Genomic DNA, 20,242 nt, shown 5'->3' on the forward strand with positions numbered 1-20,242 from the left:
TAAAAATGTTAATTTCATTAAATTGGTTAAATGAATATGTAGATATAAAGGATAAGAGTACTAGCGAATTAGAAAACGCTTTAACCATGATAGGACAAGAAGTAGAAAAAATTGAAGTTAAATACGATTACTTAAAAACAGTAGTAACTGCAAAAATTGTAGAATACAGTAAAGTAGAAAATTCAGATCACTTAACTTTATGCAAAGTAGATACTGGTGATGAAATATTACAAGTAATATGCGGAGCACCTAATCATAAATTAGGAGATATAGTATGTCTTGCTAAAATAGGTACAAAATTAGATGAAGATTTTGAAATAAAGAAGGGTAAGATAAGAGGAATTGAATCTTACGGTATGCTATGTTCTATGAAAGAATTAAAGTTAGGTGAAGAATCTGATGGGATAATAATACTTCCTCAAGACACAAAATTAGGTGTACCTTTAAGTGAATATTTCGGTAAGAGTGATACAGTATTTGAATTAGAAATTACTCCTAATAGACCTGATTGCTTATCATATTTAGGTATAGCAAGAGAATTGAGTGCTTACTACAACATAGAACTTAAAAAACCACAAATTAGTATAAATGAATGTAGTGAAGATATAGACTATAAGGTGAAGATTCAAGATCCTACATTATCAAATAGATATTTAGTTAGAATAATCAAAGGAATACAAGTTAAAGAAAGTCCTGAGTGGTTAAAAGATAGACTTGAAGTATTAGGAATTAAGAGTATTAATAATATAGTGGATATATCAAATTATGTAATGTTAGAACTAGGACAACCTAATCATATATATGATTTAGATAAATTAGCAAGTAGTCTAGAAATTAGAAGAGCAAACGATAAAGAACATTTTGTTTGTTTAGATGGAAAAGAAATTGACCTAACAAATGAAGATATAGTTGTAACTTCAAATGATAAGCCAGTTTGCCTAGCAGGTGTTATGGGTGGTTTAGATACTAGTGTGACATCAGAAACAAAAAATATATTAATTGAAACAGCACATTTTGAAAATATAATGGTTAGAAGAAGTTCAAGACGTCATGCTATCTTCACAGAATCATCATATAGATTCGAAAGATGGGTAGATACAATATCACTTGATAATGCTTCAAGAAGAATAGCACAATTAGTAGAACAATTAGCTGGGGGCAACTTACAAAAAGGCTATGTAGAAGATTATACTCATAAGCCAGAATTACCTACATCAACTTTAGAATTATCAAAATTAGCTAAGTTTATTGGTAAAGTAGTTCCAAAGGATAAAGTTTTAGATATATTTAAAAAGCTTGAAATAAAGGTAGAAGATAAGGGTGAACAATTAGTATTAACACCTCCATGCTTTAGATCTGACTTATTAGTCCCACAAGACTATTATGAAGAAGTAATAAGAATGTATGGTTTTGATAATATAGAAAATATATTACCTAAGTTAGATATTAAAAAAGATCTATTAATGGATAATACAAAATTAAATTGTGATGTAAAATTAATACTAGCATCATTAGGATTAAGAGAAGTAATAAACTATAGCTTCATACCTAAAGTAGCATTTGGACAAATAAAATGTGATGAAAAGGATTTAATAGAAATTTCAAATCCAATAACTGAAGACTTTGCAGTAATGAGACCTACATTTATGTATAGTTTAATAAAAAATGCAGTAGATAACTTTAATAGAAGTGTGCAAAGAATACATTTCTTTGAAGTAGGTAGAGCCTTTGTTGAAGGAAAAGAACTTACAAAAATAGGTATAATATTATCTGGTACAAAACAAAAGGATATATATAACGCTGAAACACAATATGATTTTTATGATATGAAGGGAATAGTAGAAGAACTATTTACTAGATTAAATATAAAGTCATATACAATTACAAGAAGTGAAAATAAGAGCTTACATGGTGGAAGATCAGCAGATATTTATGTAGGTAAAAATCTTTTAGGTTCATTTGGACAAATACATCCAGACCTAGAAGAAACATTCAATTTAGAAGGTAAGTCTACTATATACTGTGAACTAAACTTAGATGAAATGAAGAAATATATAAGTAAAAACTTTAAATACAATACACTAAGTAAGTATCAATTAGTTACAAGAGATATTGCATTTGCTGTAACAGAAGATACTATGGTAGGTAATGTTATTAAATCTATCGAAAAAATAGATAAGTTAGTTAAAAAAGTTGAATTATTCGATGTATATAAGGGAATAGGTGTAAGCAGTGGATATAAGAGCTTTGCTATAAAAATATATATGATAGATAATGAAAAGACTTTATCAGAAAATGAAATAAATAAAGTAATAGAAAAGATAAAAAATAAGGTAATAAACCAATATGGTGCAAGCGTAAGATAGAAGGTGAATAGTATGAAAAAAATATTATCTAGTTTAGTGTTGATATTGTCTATTATGGCATGTTCAATGGGGCCTAGAAAGGTATATTTATCAAATGGAGAAATAAATACATTTGCAACTAAGAAAATTAATGTTTCTGCAAATGCAATAGTTGGTAATGTAAGGTTAAGAAATAATAATACTATGGTTAAAAATGGATACATTTATTCAGATATAAACTATAGTTGTAAGATACTAGGTGGAGCTTTAGCTAATGTTGAAGGTATTGTGAAGATAAAATATGAATTAGAAGTAGTGGATAATAAGTTGTTTATAAAATCACCAGAATTACTTTCAATAAAGACAAATAATAATCTAATACCAGATTCAACTGTTAGACAAGCAGTCTCTAGTATTGTAGTCAACACATTAGAATTAAAAGAACTACATGACTTTAGAGAAAATCATGTTGTAGTAAAAGATATTGTAATAGGATCAAATAATATATTATTAGTAACGGAGTAAGTAAATGGAAAATAACAAGTGGGATTTAACCTATATTTTTAAAACAGACAAATTATGGAATGAAAGCTTTGATGAAGCAAAGGAAGTAATTAAAGATATAAAAAAATATGAAGGTAAAATTACAAAGAGTTTAGAAGGATTTAAACAATTTTTAAAAGAAAAGGAAATAATAGATTTAAAAGTTGAAAAACTATACATGTATGCACATTTAAATCATGATGCAGATACAAGTGTTTCAAAGTATCAAGAAATGTTTTCTAAGATACAATCATTATATGCAAAATATTATGAATATTGTTCATTCATTGTAACTGAAATGAAGGATAATAAAGATAAGATAGAAGAATATCTAAAAGATGATGAATTAAAAGAATATAGACAACATTTTAAAGAAGTATTTTTAAGATTCTCTCATGTATTAAGTGAAAAAGAAGAAAAAATATTAGCAAGTTTTTCTGAAATATCACAAGCACCATATAATATATTTACATCATTAAATGATACTGACATCACTTTTAAAGATGTAATGGGAGAAAATTTAAATGATAAGAATTTTACAGTCTTTTTAGAATCAAAAGATAGAGAAAAAAGACGTATTGCTTATGAAAATCTTTATGAAGGATACAAACAATTCAGTAATACATATGCAAACATTTTATCTACAAATGTAAAAATGAATAATTTAAACGCAAAATTGTTAAAATATGATAGTGCAAGACAACAATCAATGCTTCAAGATAATATAGATGAAAAGGTTTATGATAATTTAGTAGAAACTGTTAATAAGAATCTATATAGACTACATGAATATATGGAATACAGAAAGAATATACTAGGTTTAGATAGACTTAATATGTATGACTTGTATGTCTCAACAGCAAAGAATTTTGATGTAAGCTATACTATAGAAGAAGCTAAAGAAATTATGTTTGAAGCATTAAAACCTTTAGGACAAGATTATTTAAATATCTTAAAGAAGTGTTTTGATGAACATTGGATAGACTTTACAGTTAATGATAACAAGATGGGTGGAGCATATTCTAGTGGAGGATATGAAACTAAGCCATATATACTAATGACATGGAAGGATAATTTATCTTCACTATTTACATTAGCACATGAAATAGGGCATAGTATACATTCATATTACTCAAGACATAATCAAACATATATTAATTCATCATATAAGCTATTTTTAGCAGAAATTGCATCAACAACTAATGAAAATCTTTTAACTAATTATCTATTAGAAAAGTATAAAGATAATAAGGAAGCATTAATCTGCATATTAAATGATCACTTAGATGGATATAAGGGAACAGTATTTAGACAAACACAGTTTGCAGAATTTGAACAAGAAATACATAAATTAGATAAGAATGGTGAAGCTCTAACAGCTAAAAGATTATGTGATAGTTACAAGAAAATAAACGAAAAATATTATGGTAATAATGTAATAACAGATGATATGATATCATATGAATGGGCAAGAATACCACATTTCTACTATTTCTTCTATGTATATCAATATGCAACAGGATTTAGTTGTGCTGTATATTTTGCAAATAGTATATTAAATGGTGGAAAAGAAGCTGTAGAAAGATATATAAACTATCTAAAAGCAGGATGTTCAAAATTCCCACTTGAAATATTAAAAGATGCAGGTGTTGATATTTTAAACGGAACAGTAATAAATAAAGCGTTGGAAGAGTTTTCTAACAAATTAGAGGTATTGAAAACATTGTGATACTATGTTATAATGAATAAGAAAAATTAAGAAAGGTGGATTACACAAATGAGTAATATTAAATACCAAACAGTTATTGAAGACATTTATGCAAGAGAAATCCTTGACTCAAGAGGAAATCCTACAGTTGAAGTAGAAGTTTACCTTGAAGGTGGAGCAATGGGTAGAGCTTCAGTTCCATCAGGAGCATCAACAGGTGTTCACGAAGCTGTTGAATTAAGAGATGGAGATAAGAGCAGATACTTAGGTAAAGGGACATTAAAAGCTGTTGAAAATGTAAACACAATAATAGCTGAAAATGTAATCGGAATGGATGCACTTGACCAAGTTGCAATAGACGAAGCTATGATCAAATTAGATGGAACTCCAAACAAAGCTAAATTAGGAGCTAATGCAATTTTAGGTGTTTCATTAGCAGTAGCTAAAGCAGCTGCAAACCAATTAGGATTACCATTATATAGATACTTAGGTGGGGTTAATGCTAAAGAATTACCAGTACCTATGATGAACATATTAAATGGTGGTGCACATGCTGATTCAGCAGTAGATGTTCAAGAATTCATGATACAACCAGTTGGAGCAAAAACTTATAAAGAAGCTTTAAGAATGGGTGCTGAAGTATTCCATCACTTAGGTAAATTATTAAAAGCTAATGGAGATTCTACAAATGTAGGAAATGAAGGAGGATATGCACCTTCTAAGATAAATGGAACTAAGGGAGCATTAGATATTATATCTAAAGCTGTTAAAGATGCTGGATACAAACTAGGAAAAGATATTACTTTCGCATTAGACGTTGCTTCATCAGAATTCTATGATACAAAGACTAAGAAGTATGTATTCAAAAGAGAAGGTGGAGAAAAGACTGCTGAAGAAATGGTTGCATGGTTCGAAGAATTATGTAAAGAATATCCAATAGTTTCAATCGAAGATGGATTAGCTGAAGATGACTGGGAAGGATTCAAGCTAATGACTGATAAATTAGGTAAGAAATTACAAATAGTTGGTGACGACTTATTCGTAACTAATACTGAAAGATTAGCTAAAGGTATAGAAAAAGGTGTTGCTAACGCAATCTTAATTAAATTAAATCAAATAGGAACATTAACAGAAACTCTAGATGCAATAGAAATGGCTAAGAAAGCAGGATACACTGCAGTTGTTTCACACAGATCAGGAGAAACTGAAGATGATACTATAGCAGACGTTGCAGTTGCAACTAACGCAGGACAAATTAAGACAGGTTCAGCTTCAAGAACTGATAGAATAGCTAAATACAATCAATTATTAAGAATTGAAGACGATTTAGCAGGACAAGCTATCTACAAAGGATTAAAAGCTATATATGTAATTAAATAGTAATTTATATTAAGCAAGAACAACTAATAGGTTGTTCTGCTTTTTTTATAGAAAAAATTAATTTTTTATGGTATAATTTTAATATTAAAATGAATACGGAGGGACTAGAATGTTTGAAATTAAGTTACCAGATGGTAGTGTGAGAAAATGTGAGCAGGAACTTACTGTTTTAGATTTTGCTAAAAACCTTTCTATTAGCTTATCTAAAAAAACAGTAGGAGCAATATTTAATGGCGTGCAAGTGGATGTATCTTACACCTTAAAAGAAGCTGGAGAACTGAAATTAATCACGTTAGATAGTGAATTAGGAATTAATATCTTAAGACACAGTACAACACATATTATGGCACAAGCTGTAAAAAGATTATACCCTAATACAAAATTAGCAATAGGTCCAGTAATTGAAAATGGATTTTACTATGATTTTGATCCTGAAAAGCCATTTACAGATGAAGATATACAAGCTATAGAAAAAGAAATGCATAAGATTATCAAGGAAGATTATAAGTTTGTAAGACATATGTTTAGTGTAAATGAATTAATAGAAAAGTATGAAAAAGAAGGAGAAATATATAAGGTAGAAATATTAAAAGGACTAGATTCTGATGAAGCTAGTGCATATACACAAGGTGAATTTTTCGATTTATGTAGAGGTACACATTTACCTTCAACAGGATATGTTAAGGCATTTAAACTAATGAGTAAAGCTGGTGCATATTGGAGAGGTAAATCAGAAAATAAGATGCTACAAAGAATATATGGTGTAGCCTTCCCTACAAAAGCTGAATTAGATGCATATTTAAATATGTTAGCTGAAGCAGAAAAAAGAGACCATAGAAAATTAGGAAAACAATTAGGATTATTCTTCCTAGATGAACATGGTCCTGGATTCCCATTCTTTTTACCTAAAGGTATGACTTTATTCTTAAGATTACAAGACCTATGGAGAAAAGAACATATAAAGGCAGGTTATAAGGAAATTAGAACACCTAATATGCTTGATAAAGAATTATGGGAAATTTCTGGACACTGGAAGAATTACAAAGAAAATATGTATACATCTGAAATAGATGAAAAAATATTCGCTATTAAACCTATGAATTGCCCAGGAGGGTTATTAACATACAAGAGTGAATTAAGATCATATAAGGATTTACCATTAAAATTAGCTGAAATGGGACATGTACATAGACATGAATTCTCAGGAGCATTACATGGTTTAATGAGAGTAAGAGCATTCACTCAAGATGATACACATATATTCTGTACAAAAGATCAAATAGAAGATCAAATTAAAGAAATAATAAGTCTGTATGATAGATATTATAAGCTATTTGGATTTGAATATAATATTGAATTATCAACTAAGCCTGAAAAAGCAATAGGTGATGATGCACTATGGCAAACAGCAGAAAGTGCCTTAGAAAGAGCATTAAAAGCTGCAGGTAAAGAATTTAAATTAAATCCTGGTGATGGAGCATTTTATGGTCCTAAGATAGACTTTAAGATGAAGGATTCATTAGGTAGAATTTGGCAAACTGGTACAATACAATTAGACTTTAACCTACCAGAAAGATTTGATGCAACATATATAGGTGCAGATGGTGAAAAACATAGACCTGTAATGTTACATAGAGCTTTATATGGAAGTTTAGAAAGATTTATGGGTGTATTAATTGAACACTATGCAGGAGCATTCCCAGTATGGTTAGCACCAGTACAAGTTAAAATAATGTCAATTTCAGAAGAACAAAAAGAATTCTGTACAAACTTATATAACAAATTAATAGATTTAGGATTTAAGGCAGAATTAGATGTAAGAAACGAAAAGATAGGTTACAAGATTAGAGAAGCTAATTTTGTTGAAAAAGTACCTATTCAATTAGTAATTGGGAAAAAAGAATGTGAAACAAACAGTGTTAATGTTAGAAGACATGGTCAAACAGAAACACAAACTATGGGTATTGAAGACTTTATTTCTATGTTAAGTAAAGAAGTAGAACCAGAATTTTAGTATAAGAGGGGATATTATGTATTACGATATAGATCAACATGAGATAAGAAATATAGTTGATAAAAAAATTAAAGGTAGTTTTTTATATATGAGTATAGCTTTAATTGTTACATTCTTAACAGGCTATTTTACAGTTACAAATGAAGCAGTAAGAAGTACTAGTTATACCCTATTACCATTATTTTTAATATTACAATTTGTACTTCCTTTAAGTATGAGTTTGTTTATTTATAAGGCGAATGCTACTATATTAAGAGTAATGTTTGTAATATATTCAATATCAACAGGTGTTATATTATCATTTATTGCAGAATATTATACATTAGGAAGTGTTATAAGTGTATTATCAGGAACAATAGTATTGTTTTTAGTCCTAACAATTTATGGATATACAACAAAAAGTAACTTACAAAGTTATACAAGTTTCTTATTTGTTGGATTAATTTCAATAATAATAATGTCTGTAATTAATATGTTTATAGGAAGTAATACACTTGATTTACTATTATCAGCACTAGCAGTAGTAGTATTTGTAATTTATACAGCATATGATACACAAAGAATAAAAAATACTATTATATCACTTTCGTATCAAGGTCAATTAGATTTGTTAGATAGGGTAGAAATAATTGGAGCATTATCACTATACCTTGATTTTATAAACCTATTTATATACCTTATTAGAATATTTGGAAGAAGAAAAGATTAATATATAAAGGTGGGATTAACTAATGGAAGGATATTTCAGTTTAGTATTACATGCACATTTACCATACGTACGTCATCCAGAATACAAAGAGTTTTTGGAAGAAGATTGGTTATATGAAGCAATTACGGAAACATATATTCCGTTCTTAATGATGTTTGAAAGATTACATAGAGATAATGTTGAATTTAATATAACATTAACTATGTCTGGAACATTAGCAAATATGTTAAAAGATGATCTATTAATGAGTAGATATTTACGTCATATGGACAAAATGGTGGAATTATGCGAAAAAGAATTAGATAGATTAAAAGATCAACCAGCATTTTTAAAAGTAGCAAGACATAATTATGATACATACAGAAATGCAAGACAATATTTCTTAGATTGCAATAGAGACTTAGTATCAAAATTTAGATATTTCCAAGATCTAGGGCATTTAGAAATTATACCAGTTACAGCAACACACGGTATGCTTCCTATGATGAAAGATTATGATAAGGTTGCAAATGCTCAAGTTTTACAAGCAAAAATAGATTACATGGAACATTTTGGAAGAGAACCTAAGGGTATATGGCTTGCTGAATGTGCATATTATCCAGGACAAGATAAGTATCTTGCTGAAAATGGAATAAGATACTTCTTAGTTGATGCACATGGTATAATGCATGCAGACCCAAGACCAATATATGGAGTTTATGCACCAGTTTATACAGAAAATGGTATTGCAGCTTTTGCAAGAGACCTTGAATCATCAGAACAAGTATGGAGTTCTGAAATAGGATATCCAGGTGATGGAACTTATAGAGAATTTCATAAAGATGCAGGTTATGAATTAGACTATGACTATATTAAACCATACTTACATAGTGATGGTGTAAGAAGAAATATAGGTATAAAGTATTTTGCAATAACAGATAAGAAAGGTACATATAAGGCAATATATGACCCAGAAGCAGCGTATAACAAGGCAAAACAACATGCATATGACTTTGTATTTAATAGATCAAAACAATTAGAATATTTAGCATCAAAAATGAAACATAGAAAACCAATAGTAATATCACCATATGATGCAGAACTTTATGGTCACTGGTGGTATGAAGGTCCAATATTCTTGGAATATGTATTCCGTGCTATGCAAATTTCAAACTTTAAGAGCATAACACCTAGTCAATACTTAGATAAGTATCCTATGAATCAAGTTGTAAATGTTAGTATGTCAAGTTGGGGAGCTAATGGATACTTTGATGTTTGGGTAGACGGATCAAATGACTATATTTATCGTCATTTGCATAAGGCTGCCGAAAAGATGTTAGAAATTGCTACATATGAACCAATGAATGATGTAGAAAGACGTGCAATGAATCAAATGGCAAGAGAATTAATGATGGCACAAACATCATGCTGGCCGTTTATAATGTTCACAGGAACAATGGTAGGATATGCACATAAGAAGATATCAGACCACACAAATAGACTGTTCAAACTATATGAAGATATAAAACACCATAGTGTAGATGAAGAATGGTTAAGAGAAATTGAAAGTAGAGATAATATATTTAGAAATATAGATTATAGAATTTATAGAGGATAAAATGAAAGAAATTTATTTAGATAATGCTGCAACTACTAAAGCTAGAAAAGAAGTTGTAAACTATATGGTAGATTGTATGGAACATAGCTATGCAAATGCAGATTCTATACATAATTTAGGCTTAAGTGTAGCAAAAAAAATAAATGAGAATAAGAAAGTTTTTGAAAAGTTAGGACTGCCTAAAGATAGTATATATTTCACAGCAGGTGGTGGAGAAGCTAATAATATATTAATTAAAGCTGTTTGCAACAAATTTAAAAAGGGAAGAATAATATCAACACCCATAGAACATCCGTCAATTATTAAAACATTAGAAAGCTTAAAGGGATTTGATGTTTGTTATTTGAAAGTTGATGAATATGGTAGAGTAGATGAGAATTCTCTAAAAGAACTACTAAATGAAGATACAATACTAGTTACTATTGCCTATGTTAATAGTGAATTAGGAACTATACAAGATATACCAAAATTATGTAGAATTACAAAGGAGAAAAATAAGGATATAGTTTTTCATACAGATTTTGTGCAAGGCTTAGGTCATGTAAAGGTAGATTTTAGTAAAATACCTGTTGATGCAGTTAGTTTTAGCTCTCATAAAATATATGGACCTAAAGGTGTTGGAGCTATATACATATCAAAAAAAATAAAGTTACAACCTGTTGTTTATGGCTCAAATAGTGAAAATGCATTTGTACCAAGAACATTAGCGAATGAACAAGTTCTAGGCTTTTTAAAAGCTATTAGTCTGTTAGATGATCTAGATATTGAACACCTAAGAGAAATAAAGGAATATACTTTAGAAAGATTAAAAGAAATACCTAATATTAGAATAAATTCTCCAGAATTTTCAAGCCCTGGTCTTTTAAATGTTTCATTTATTGGAGCAAGGGGAGAGATAATAATGAATTACTTATCAAGCATGAACATATATGTATCTACGGGTTCAGCGTGTTCTGTAAAGAAAGGTCCTAGTAGTGTAATAAAGGCAATAGGACTTGAAGATAAGTATTCTAGTGGAGTTATACGTCTTAGTTTTGGAAGGTATAACACTAAAGAAGATATAGATGAGTTCATAACTCAATTAAACATAGTATTGGGAATGATAAGGAGTGTAGCATAATGCTATATTCCTTATTTTATTTTACCTTATTTTGAAAAAAATTTTCATTTTTTTCAATTTCTTTCTTCATTTTTTTCATTTTATGTAATATAATATATTGAGGTGATGGTAATGTTATCTAAGCAAAGACAAGATAAAATTCTTGATATACTTAGGGAAAAGGGTAAAATAAGTTTCACAGACTTAGCAAAAAAGCTTAATACATCATATGCTACAATCAGGCGTGATTGTGAAAATTTAGAAAGTTTTAATTTAGTTACACGTATTTCAAAGGGTGTAGAACTAAATGAATTTAAATATGATATAGATATTTCATATAGACAAGTAAAAAATATTTCTAAAAAAAGAAAAATTGCTAAAAGGGCTGCAAAATTCTTGAAAAGAGGTAGTTTCATATTTTTAGATTCAGGGACTACAGTTAATGAATTAATACCATATTTAAAAAATTTAGATATACGTGTTGTTACAAATGGTATTATGCACTTGCCTAAATTGATAGATAATAAGGTGGAGACAATTTTGGTAGGAGGTAGAGTCAAACCTACAACAAGAGCTATAGTCAGTCCAGAAGCTATTAAGCAAATAAAGAGATACAGATTTGATTATTGTTTTATGGGTGCTAATGCAATTAATGAAGAATTAGGATATATGACTCCAGATCCAGATGAAGCAGAAATTAAAAGAGCAGTTATAGAGAGTTCAAAAGTAGCATTTGTTCTTGCAGAAAAATCTAAGTGTGATAAGATTTCAAATGTTAGATTTTCTGAGTATGATAAATGCATATATATAGGGGAGGATAATGATATACACAGTAACGCTTAATCCAGCATTGGATTATGATATTTATACAAACAAGATACAATTAGGAGAGCTAAATGATTCTAATAAAGTAGAGTTTAGAGCAGGTGGTAAAGGTATTAATGTGTCTATAATGCTAAATAATATAAATGAAAGATCGATAGCATTAGGATATATAGCAGGATTTACAGGCGAATATATATTAAAAGATTTAAATGCCCAAAATATTATGAGTGATTTCATAAGTGTAAAAGGTAATACAAGAATAAATATTAAGTTAAAAAGTGAAGAAGTAGAAACAGAAATAGCTGGAATTTCACCAGAAATAACTAGAGAGAATTATGAAGAACTTCTTTTGAAAATAAAGAGATTGAAAACTGAGGATATTTTAGTATTATCAGGATCTATTCCAGGTTGTATGGAAAAAGATGCGTATAAAAAAATGGCACAAAGTACAAAAGCACAAGTAGTATTAGATACAAGGGGAGACTTGTTAATAGAAAATATATGGAATAATCTTTTAATTAAACCTAATATCAAAGAATTAGAACAAGCGTTTAATAAGAAATTAAATACACATAGAGAAGTATATGATGCTTGTAAGATATTCTTTGATAAGGGTGTAAAATACATTCTAGTTTCTATGGGAGAAAAAGGTGCTTTATTAGTAAAAAAAGGTAGAATGTTTAGTGCAAATGTACCAAGTGGTGAAATGATAAATACAATAGGTGCAGGAGATTCAACAGTTTCAGGATTTTTAAAAGGATATACAGAAAATTTAGAAGATAAAGAAATCTTGAAATTAGCAGTTGCTTGTGGTAGTGCAACAGCATATTCTTATGGAATAGGTAAGAAGGATAAAATAAATGAATTAATAAAAAATATAGAATGTGAGGAAGAAATTTATGAAGATTGACGCATTATTTAACAAAAAGCTATTCATACCAGAATTAGGGTCGGCAGATAAAAAAGATGTTATAGAAAAAATGGTTGATAAGCTATATGAAAATGATTGTATTACTTCAAAAGAAGAATTCTTAAAAGAAGTATTAAAAAGAGAAGAAGTAGCACATACAGCTTTTGAAGGTGGAGTAGCAACACCACATGCAAAAAGCTCTGTTGTAAAAAAAGCTAGTGTAGTAGTAGGTATTAGCCATGATGGTGTAGATTTTAGTGATGGTGAAGAAGAAAAAAGTAAGCTATTCTTCTTAATAGCTGTACCAGTAGATAATCCTAACTTACATATAGATGTACTAGCAAAATTAGCAGGTTTAATTGAAGATGAAGGAAGAATTAATAATATATTAAATGCTGATAATTTTGAAGAAGTATTAAAAAATATACATGAAGAAGAAAAAGAAGTAAGTGTAGAAAAAAATAAGGGATATGTAGTAGCAGTTACAGCTTGTCCAACAGGAATAGCACATACATTTATGGCAAGAGATGCGTTAATAAAGGCAGCCAATGAAATGGGTGTAGAAATTAAAGTTGAAACAAATGGAACAGATGGAAGAAAAAATGAAATTACTAAAGAAGATTTAAAAAGAGCGAAAGGTATAATATTAGCGATTAATAAGTCTGTTGACGAATCTAGATTTAATGGTTACAGAGTTATTAAAGTTGGTGCTAAAGAAGGTATTAGTAATTCAAAGAAATTAATACAAGATATTTTAGATGGAAAAGGTGAAATTGCAGAATTTAAGGCTGAAATAAAGGAAAATTCAAATAGCAAATTATCAGAAAGTAGTAATTTGTATAAGCACTTAATGAGTGGTGTTTCATATATGTTACCTCTAGTTGTAAGTGGTGGTATATTAATAGCATTAGCATTTTTAGTTGATACATTAACAGGAAATGGTAATGCAGGTTCTAATTTTGGATCAGTTAATATTGTAGCTAAGACATTAAAAGAAATAGGGGGAACAGCATTTGGATTATTTGTTCCTATACTAGCAGGTTATGTTGCATATAGCATGGGTCAAAAATCAGCATTAACAGCAGGACTTGTAGCAGGTGCATTAGCAGTAAGTGGTGGTTCAGGATTCCTAGGAGCATTAGTTGGTGGACTATTTGCAGGTTTAATTGTTAGTTGGTTAAATAATGGAATAAACAAGGTGTCTGAAAAATTCAGAGGTATATATTTAATCCTTGTAATACCAGTAGTCAGTGTATTAATTACAGGTCTAGCTATGACATTTATACTAAACCCAATAGTTAGTGTTATAAACAAAGCGATGATAGACTTCTTAAATAATATGAATTCAGGTTCAAGAATTATACTAGGTTTAATAGTTGGTGGAATGATGGCAGTAGATATGGGTGGTCCTATTAATAAGGCAGCATATGTATTTGGTACTGGTACTCTAGAAGCTACAATTGCAACAGGTGGAAGTTCAGCTATGGCTGCTGTAATGGCAGGTGGTATGGTTCCTCCATTAGCATTAGCAATAGCAACTACTATATTTAAAGAAAAGTATTCAAAAGAAGAAAGACAAGCAGGAATATCAAACTATATAATGGGATTATCATTTATTACAGAAGGTGCAATACCATTTGCAGCAGCAAATCCATTAAGAGTAATACCAGCTTGTGTTATAGGGTCAGCAATTGCTGGAGCAATAACAATGTTCTTTAACATTAAAATACCTGCACCACATGGTGGAATTTTAGTAATGTTCTTATCTACAAATATTTTACTATATATTTTAGCAGTATTAGTAGGAAGTATAGTATCAGCAGTTATATTAGGTATATTAAAGAAGAAATAAAAAAAGAGAGTTGTTGCAAAGTGACTAATTTTTCATTTTGTTAAGCTCCTATAAAAAAATCTCTCAAAATTTTCGGGAGATTTTTTTGTACAATATATAATATATTTTACTTTATATTATTTTAATGATATAATATACGAAAAATATAAAGAGTGAGGTTACTATGATAAAAATTAATACAAAACTTGTATTTAGCATTACATTATCAGTTATATTATCATTTTTCACTATTTTTGTCATATATTTAAGAAAAAATATCTTTGATTATCTTATACAAAAAGATAACAGGATATTTAAAGCACTTTTAATTTTGTTTGTATCTATGATATTTTTAGAAATATTTAAACTTATACTAAAATTAAATAATGCTAGAATAATAAAAGAGTGGAATTTAAATTTGAGTAGTAATATTAGTAAAAAAATATGCAATTTACCATATAAAGAATTTTCTGATGCATCATCATATATTTCATGGTATACAAATGATTTACCTTTGGTTAGTTCATATATTTTTCAAAATTATATAGAGGTATTTAACCAAGTTTTATTTACAATATTTTCAATAGGTTTTTTATATTATATTAATTATATTTTAGCTATTACTTCTATTTTATTTCTAATAATATTGTATTTTACAGGTAAAATATTTGGAGATAAAATAGGTAAATACTATCAAAGATATGCAATAATGCTTCAAGAATACAATAGTACTATAAGCAATTTCTTGGAGGGCTTAAATATATTAAGTTATTTTAATAGAAAAGATTTCTATAAACAAATGGTATATAAAGAACAAGACAAGATAGAAACTCAAATGTATAATATAAAATGCTTAACAGCATTTTCTGATTTGTCATTTGCAGGGACTAAAGGTTTTTTAGAATTAGTTATGTTTGTAGTTACAATTTATTTGATATATATAAATAAAATAAGTGCTGGTAATGTATTAGTTACACCATTTATCCTTTCTACTTTTTTAGATGCTGGTATGAAATTAGCAGATATATATATACAAATTAAATTTTCTAAGGATTTAAAATCAAAATTAGAAAAATATGAAAAAAATGAATTAATACTTTATCCAAATATGAAACATAAGATAGAAATAAAAGATGTGTCATTTAAATATGGAGAAAAAGAAATATTAAAAAAATGCAATATGCTTTTTGAAAAGAATAAGAAATATGCAATAGTAGGTAAAAGTGGAAGTGGTAAGTCTACAATATTGAAGTTAATTTTAGGTATATTAAAACCTACAGAAGGATATATATACGTAGATGACCAAATACTTGATAATAAAAGAGATTTAGATTTCTCAAAAGAAATTTCATATGTAAGCCAAGAAGTATATATGTTTAATTTAAGTATTAGGGAGAATTTAACTTTAGGATATGAATATACAGAAGATAGTATAGAAAAGGCATTAAAAGAAGCAAAGGTGTATGAAAATATTTGTACTAAAAATGATAAATTAGAAAGTAATTGTAATGAATTATCTGGAGGAGAAAAGCAAAGAATATCGTTAGCAAGAGCCTTATTAAGAAATACTAATACGATAATATTAGATGAAGCAACATCAGCTGTGGATAAGAAGACGAGCAAAGAAATAGAGGATATATTACTAAGTAAAGAAGATAAGACGGTAATAGTAATATCACATCATTTAGATGAAGAAGATAGTAGAAAATTTGATATGATTATAAAAATATAATAAAAAATATACATATATTGGAGGTAAAAAGATGATCAAGTATATAATGAAAAATAAAAAATATTTATTAATTAGTGTACTTTTTTATTTTTTGAGCTCTGTTTTTAATATATTAGTATCGTATTCTATGGGTTTTTTTACAAATGCATCATTAAAAAAAGAATTAAATATTGTTATTATTTGGGCTTTAATAACATTATTATCAATAGTTATTTCAAATTTTTTTCAGGGGATTACAATATTTTTTAGAGGAAGATTTTCATCTTATGCTATATTAAATTTAAAAAATGAAATTTATAAAAAGATATTAAAAATAGAAAACAATAAGGATGTAGATAATTATTTTTCTATTATTAATGCTGATATAGAAATATTAAAGAAAGATTATTTTGAAGGGATTGTATTATTTATATCTATAATTATAAAGATAGTTATATCATGTATTGCGATTTTAGCACTAAATTTTGAGATTTTTATATTATTTATAATTATAACAATTCCAACGACATTTTTTTTACCATTTTTAAAAAAGAAACTTTCTTTAAAAAAATCAAAAATGAGTAAAAATAATTTTTTATTCACAAAAGAATTGAAAAATTATCTTTTTGGTAATGATGTAATAATTCAATTTGATAAAAGAAATAATTTCATTTTACGATTACTAAAAATTGATAAAGACTTTGAACTTTCAAAAGAAGAAAATAAAAATTGGGATAGTAATGTCAGTCTATTTTCAACAACTTTAGTAATGGTGTCTCAAATGTTTTGTATGATAATAGGAGCATATTATATTTATTTAGGAAAAATAGAGATAGGTACTATGATAACAACTACACAGTTATTAAATTATATAGTGCTTCCAATTTCTTCATTAAATAGTAATTTTGTTAAAATAAAATCCACAAAAAAAATAATAGAAAAAATTGATAATATTTTAAAAATTAATGAATTAAATAATCTTGAAAATATAGATGGAGACATAGAGTTTAAAAACTTTAGTGTAAAGTTTGATAATAAAATATTATATAAAAATTTTAATTATAGTTTTAAAAAAGGAAATAGATATTTAATTCGTGGTGCAAGTGGAACAGGTAAAACTATATTAATAAAAAGTTTATTGAAAAGAAATAACAATTATTATGGAGAAATATTTATTAATAATAAGAATATAAAGGACTTATCACAAAAAAATATTTTAGATAAAATTATTTATGTATCACAAAATGATTATATTTTTGATGTAGGTGTATCTGAAAACATTAAATTATTTGATGATTTTGAAGTATCTGAAATAATAAAAGAATTAGAAATAAAGACGAATATAAATGATATAGTAGAATTATCAGGTGGAGAAAAACAAAAAATAAATTTAGCGAGAGCTTTTATAAGAGAAGCCGATGTATATATTTTTGACGAACCTACTAATTTTTTAGATTATAAAAGTAAACAAAAAGTTATTGATAAAATATTCTCATTAAAAAATAAGATAATTTTAGTTATTTCTCATGACACAGATAGAAGTTTTATAGATAAATTTGATCATATAATAGAATTAGGGGATATCAATTAAATTTTTTACAAAAAAAGTGCCAAAATTATTTGACACTTTTTTAAGTTGCCTACTACGTTTTAAATTTGCAATAGCCCTTATCTTATTAATTTTTTCCCATCAAACAAATTACCAATTACAATAGCTAAAGCACCTAGTGCTTCAATATTTGTTGGTAAAAGAGAATTTTCAATGGTTGTATTTTCAAATATTTCTTTATCTATATTTCCTTTTACATATTTAGTTATTGTGTCCTTCATAAAAGGGTGATTTACAAATACATCGCCTGCAAGTACTATTTTGCCTATATCTAGTATTCTTATTACATTACTTAAAGAAAAGCCTATTTGCTCACACACTTTATCCATAACTTCCTTATACGGGCTCATATTCTTATCAGCTTTTGAAAGGACTTCATTAATATCAAGTTTATCAATATCTATTTCTTCATGTCCAGAAAATTTTTCTATAATATTAGAATTTTTACAGTATGCTCCTAGTGTATTATTGTTATCGTTAAATATTTTACCCAATTGACCAGCTGCAAAATTTTGCCCTGAATAAATTTTCTTATTGATTAATATGGATGCACCTATGCTATTATGCATATATACTAATAGTGCGTTGTCTATTAATTTAAGAGAACCAAAAAGAGACTCAGCTTTTAAAATTGCACGTATATCATTATCAGCAACACAAGGTATTTCAAAACTGTCTTCTATATACTGTGCTATATTTATATTGCAATTTTTAAATATACTAGATTTTTTTACAATACCATTGTTTGAGTCGACAAGTCCAGGCATAGTAATACCTATACCACCTATATTTTCTTTTCCATATTTTTCAAGAACATACTCAATTTCTTCAACTAACATTTTTATAAATCTTGCTTGTAATAAATTATTAGCTCGTTTTCTATTTCTTGTCTCAATCACTTCACCATTAATATATGCAACAGATAAAGATATGAAATCTTCAGATAAGCATATGCCTAAGATTTTCTTGTAATCTTTATTAATAATTAAACCTCTTCTAGGTCTACCACCATTTGATGGTAAAATTTCTTCTTCCTGTAATATTAAATTTTTTGCTACTAGTTTTTTTATTATTTTAAATACTGCTGGTGCAGAAATTTCTAATTCAGAAGCTAATAGTGTTCGGCTCATATTGTTGAATAATAAAATATGATTTAATGCGTTGTAGTCATTTAGATTAAGCTTTTTATTCATAATTCCTCCAAGTATAAATTATAAATTATTAACTAAGTTAATAATATACTATTTTCACTTTAAATACAAGGTTTTTATTACAAAAAAATAAATATTGTGCTAAAATATACAAAAGGAGGAGAGATATGGAGCCAAGACAAGTTTCTGAATCAATAGAAGTATCAATGATGTTAACGTTTGTTGGTGGATTTCTTGAAATATATTCATTTATTTTAAAAGGTCATGTCTTTGCAACAACCATAACGGGTAATATTGTAATGATGTTATTTAATTTATCTAACAAAAATTATGCAGTATTAATAAAATATATTTTCCCTATAATAGGTTTTGCATTAGGTATAATTATATCTATAATAGTTAGAAATAAATTGTCTGGTAATAAATTACACTGGAGATTATATGTATTATTTATCGAAACAGTTTTAATATTCCTTATATACATCTTAAGGGCTAAAAGTGTTATGATAGTAGATGTTTGTTTAATATCTATGTTAAGTGGAATACAAATACAAACTTTTACTAAAATAAAGAAGAGAATGTACATGTCTACAATGTGTACAGGAAATACTAGAAAGCTTATACAACATTTAGCCTATAAAGATTATGAAAATGCAAAAATATTTGGATTAATAATATTTAGCTTCGGTACTGGAGTTGTATGTGGTGGATATTTGATAAGGTATTTAAAAGAAGTATCTATATTATTAATGCTAATACCTATATGGATTTCAGGATTTTTAGTTCATAAAAATTGAAAAAAAACTCTCA

Annotated in this window: 15 protein-coding genes; 14 read left to right on the forward strand and 1 reads right to left on the reverse strand. The window is 27.5% G+C overall.

Annotation, left to right across the window (positions count from 1 at the left end):
• Window positions 1-5: 5 nt before the first annotated feature.
• The 13 genes from pheT to VC03_RS01650 all read left to right on the forward strand — a co-directional run bounded on the left by pheT (window position 6) and on the right by VC03_RS01650 (window position 18,263).
• Window positions 6-2,366, forward strand: a complete 2,361-nt coding sequence (pheT, locus tag VC03_RS01590) for a phenylalanine--tRNA ligase subunit beta (RefSeq protein ID WP_046328365.1) — start codon at window positions 6-8, stop codon at window positions 2,364-2,366.
• A 12-nt stretch (window positions 2,367-2,378) separates the two neighbouring features.
• A complete protein-coding gene (locus VC03_RS01595) occupies window positions 2,379-2,870 on the forward strand; it encodes a hypothetical protein (protein WP_046328366.1) in 492 nt (163 codons plus the stop codon).
• Window positions 2,871-2,874: 4 nt separating this feature from the next.
• Window positions 2,875-4,617 (forward strand): oligoendopeptidase F, encoded by a 1,743-nt coding sequence (gene pepF / locus VC03_RS01600; RefSeq protein WP_046328367.1) that lies wholly within the window; start codon window positions 2,875-2,877, stop codon window positions 4,615-4,617.
• A gap of 48 nt (window positions 4,618-4,665) precedes the next feature.
• On the forward strand, window positions 4,666-5,976 hold the full coding sequence (gene eno / locus VC03_RS01605; RefSeq protein ID WP_046328368.1) for a phosphopyruvate hydratase: 1,311 nt from the start codon (window positions 4,666-4,668) through the stop codon (window positions 5,974-5,976).
• Between the two features lie 109 nt (window positions 5,977-6,085).
• A complete protein-coding gene (gene thrS, locus VC03_RS01610; protein WP_046328369.1) occupies window positions 6,086-7,990 on the forward strand; it encodes a threonine--tRNA ligase in 1,905 nt (634 codons plus the stop codon).
• Between the two features lie 16 nt (window positions 7,991-8,006).
• A complete protein-coding gene (locus VC03_RS01615; RefSeq protein ID WP_046328370.1) occupies window positions 8,007-8,699 on the forward strand; it encodes a Bax inhibitor-1/YccA family protein in 693 nt (230 codons plus the stop codon).
• A gap of 22 nt (window positions 8,700-8,721) precedes the next feature.
• Window positions 8,722-10,296 (forward strand): glycoside hydrolase family 57 protein, encoded by a 1,575-nt coding sequence (locus tag VC03_RS01620; protein WP_046328371.1) that lies wholly within the window; start codon window positions 8,722-8,724, stop codon window positions 10,294-10,296.
• Window position 10,297: 1 nt separating this feature from the next.
• Window positions 10,298-11,416 (forward strand): cysteine desulfurase family protein, encoded by a 1,119-nt coding sequence (locus VC03_RS01625; protein ID WP_046328372.1) that lies wholly within the window; start codon window positions 10,298-10,300, stop codon window positions 11,414-11,416.
• A gap of 111 nt (window positions 11,417-11,527) precedes the next feature.
• On the forward strand, window positions 11,528-12,238 hold the full coding sequence (locus VC03_RS01630) for a DeoR/GlpR family DNA-binding transcription regulator (protein WP_046328373.1): 711 nt from the start codon (window positions 11,528-11,530) through the stop codon (window positions 12,236-12,238).
• On the forward strand, window positions 12,216-13,130 hold the full coding sequence (pfkB, locus tag VC03_RS01635; RefSeq protein WP_046328374.1) for a 1-phosphofructokinase: 915 nt from the start codon (window positions 12,216-12,218) through the stop codon (window positions 13,128-13,130). Before VC03_RS01630 ends, pfkB begins: the two co-directional genes overlap by 23 nt.
• Window positions 13,120-14,982: a PTS fructose transporter subunit IIABC gene (locus VC03_RS01640; protein ID WP_046328375.1), complete on the forward strand. Its 1,863-nt coding sequence runs from the start codon at window positions 13,120-13,122 to the stop codon at window positions 14,980-14,982. Before pfkB ends, VC03_RS01640 begins: the two co-directional genes overlap by 11 nt.
• A 163-nt stretch (window positions 14,983-15,145) precedes the next feature.
• Window positions 15,146-16,693: an ATP-binding cassette domain-containing protein gene (locus tag VC03_RS01645; RefSeq protein ID WP_046328376.1), complete on the forward strand. Its 1,548-nt coding sequence runs from the start codon at window positions 15,146-15,148 to the stop codon at window positions 16,691-16,693.
• 31 nt (window positions 16,694-16,724) lie between these two features.
• Window positions 16,725-18,263 (forward strand): ABC transporter ATP-binding protein, encoded by a 1,539-nt coding sequence (locus tag VC03_RS01650; protein ID WP_046328377.1) that lies wholly within the window; start codon window positions 16,725-16,727, stop codon window positions 18,261-18,263.
• Between the two features lie 77 nt (window positions 18,264-18,340).
• Here VC03_RS01650 and VC03_RS01655 read toward each other — a convergent pair whose 3' ends face one another.
• Window positions 18,341-19,474: an ROK family protein gene (locus tag VC03_RS01655; RefSeq protein WP_046328378.1), complete on the reverse strand. Its 1,134-nt coding sequence runs from the start codon at window positions 19,472-19,474 to the stop codon at window positions 18,341-18,343.
• Between the two features lie 125 nt (window positions 19,475-19,599).
• On the opposite strand from VC03_RS01655, the gene VC03_RS01660 reads away from it, so the two are divergent.
• Window positions 19,600-20,229, forward strand: coding sequence for a YoaK family protein (locus tag VC03_RS01660; RefSeq protein WP_046328379.1), 630 nt, complete (start codon window positions 19,600-19,602; stop codon window positions 20,227-20,229).
• The last annotated feature ends 13 nt before the right edge of the window (window positions 20,230-20,242 follow it).

Source organism: Sneathia vaginalis (assembly GCF_000973085.1).
GTDB classification, from domain to species: domain Bacteria; phylum Fusobacteriota; class Fusobacteriia; order Fusobacteriales; family Leptotrichiaceae; genus Sneathia; species Sneathia vaginalis.

Coding starts and splice junctions, on each gene's coding strand:
- VC03_RS01655 (WP_046328378.1), bottom strand. CDS start 19,474: ATGAATAAAAAGCTTAATCTAAATGACTACAACGCATTAAATCATATT.
- VC03_RS01595 (WP_046328366.1), top strand. CDS start 2,379: ATGAAAAAAATATTATCTAGTTTAGTGTTGATATTGTCTATTATGGCA.
- thrS (WP_046328369.1), top strand. CDS start 6,086: ATGTTTGAAATTAAGTTACCAGATGGTAGTGTGAGAAAATGTGAGCAG.
- VC03_RS01650 (WP_046328377.1), top strand. CDS start 16,725: ATGATCAAGTATATAATGAAAAATAAAAAATATTTATTAATTAGTGTA.
- VC03_RS01625 (WP_046328372.1), top strand. CDS start 10,298: ATGAAAGAAATTTATTTAGATAATGCTGCAACTACTAAAGCTAGAAAA.
- VC03_RS01620 (WP_046328371.1), top strand. CDS start 8,722: ATGGAAGGATATTTCAGTTTAGTATTACATGCACATTTACCATACGTA.
- VC03_RS01640 (WP_046328375.1), top strand. CDS start 13,120: ATGAAGATTGACGCATTATTTAACAAAAAGCTATTCATACCAGAATTA.
- VC03_RS01615 (WP_046328370.1), top strand. CDS start 8,007: ATGTATTACGATATAGATCAACATGAGATAAGAAATATAGTTGATAAA.
- pepF (WP_046328367.1), top strand. CDS start 2,875: ATGGAAAATAACAAGTGGGATTTAACCTATATTTTTAAAACAGACAAA.
- eno (WP_046328368.1), top strand. CDS start 4,666: ATGAGTAATATTAAATACCAAACAGTTATTGAAGACATTTATGCAAGA.
- pheT (WP_046328365.1), top strand. CDS start 6: ATGTTAATTTCATTAAATTGGTTAAATGAATATGTAGATATAAAGGAT.
- VC03_RS01630 (WP_046328373.1), top strand. CDS start 11,528: ATGTTATCTAAGCAAAGACAAGATAAAATTCTTGATATACTTAGGGAA.
- pfkB (WP_046328374.1), top strand. CDS start 12,216: ATGATATACACAGTAACGCTTAATCCAGCATTGGATTATGATATTTAT.
- VC03_RS01645 (WP_046328376.1), top strand. CDS start 15,146: ATGATAAAAATTAATACAAAACTTGTATTTAGCATTACATTATCAGTT.
- VC03_RS01660 (WP_046328379.1), top strand. CDS start 19,600: ATGGAGCCAAGACAAGTTTCTGAATCAATAGAAGTATCAATGATGTTA.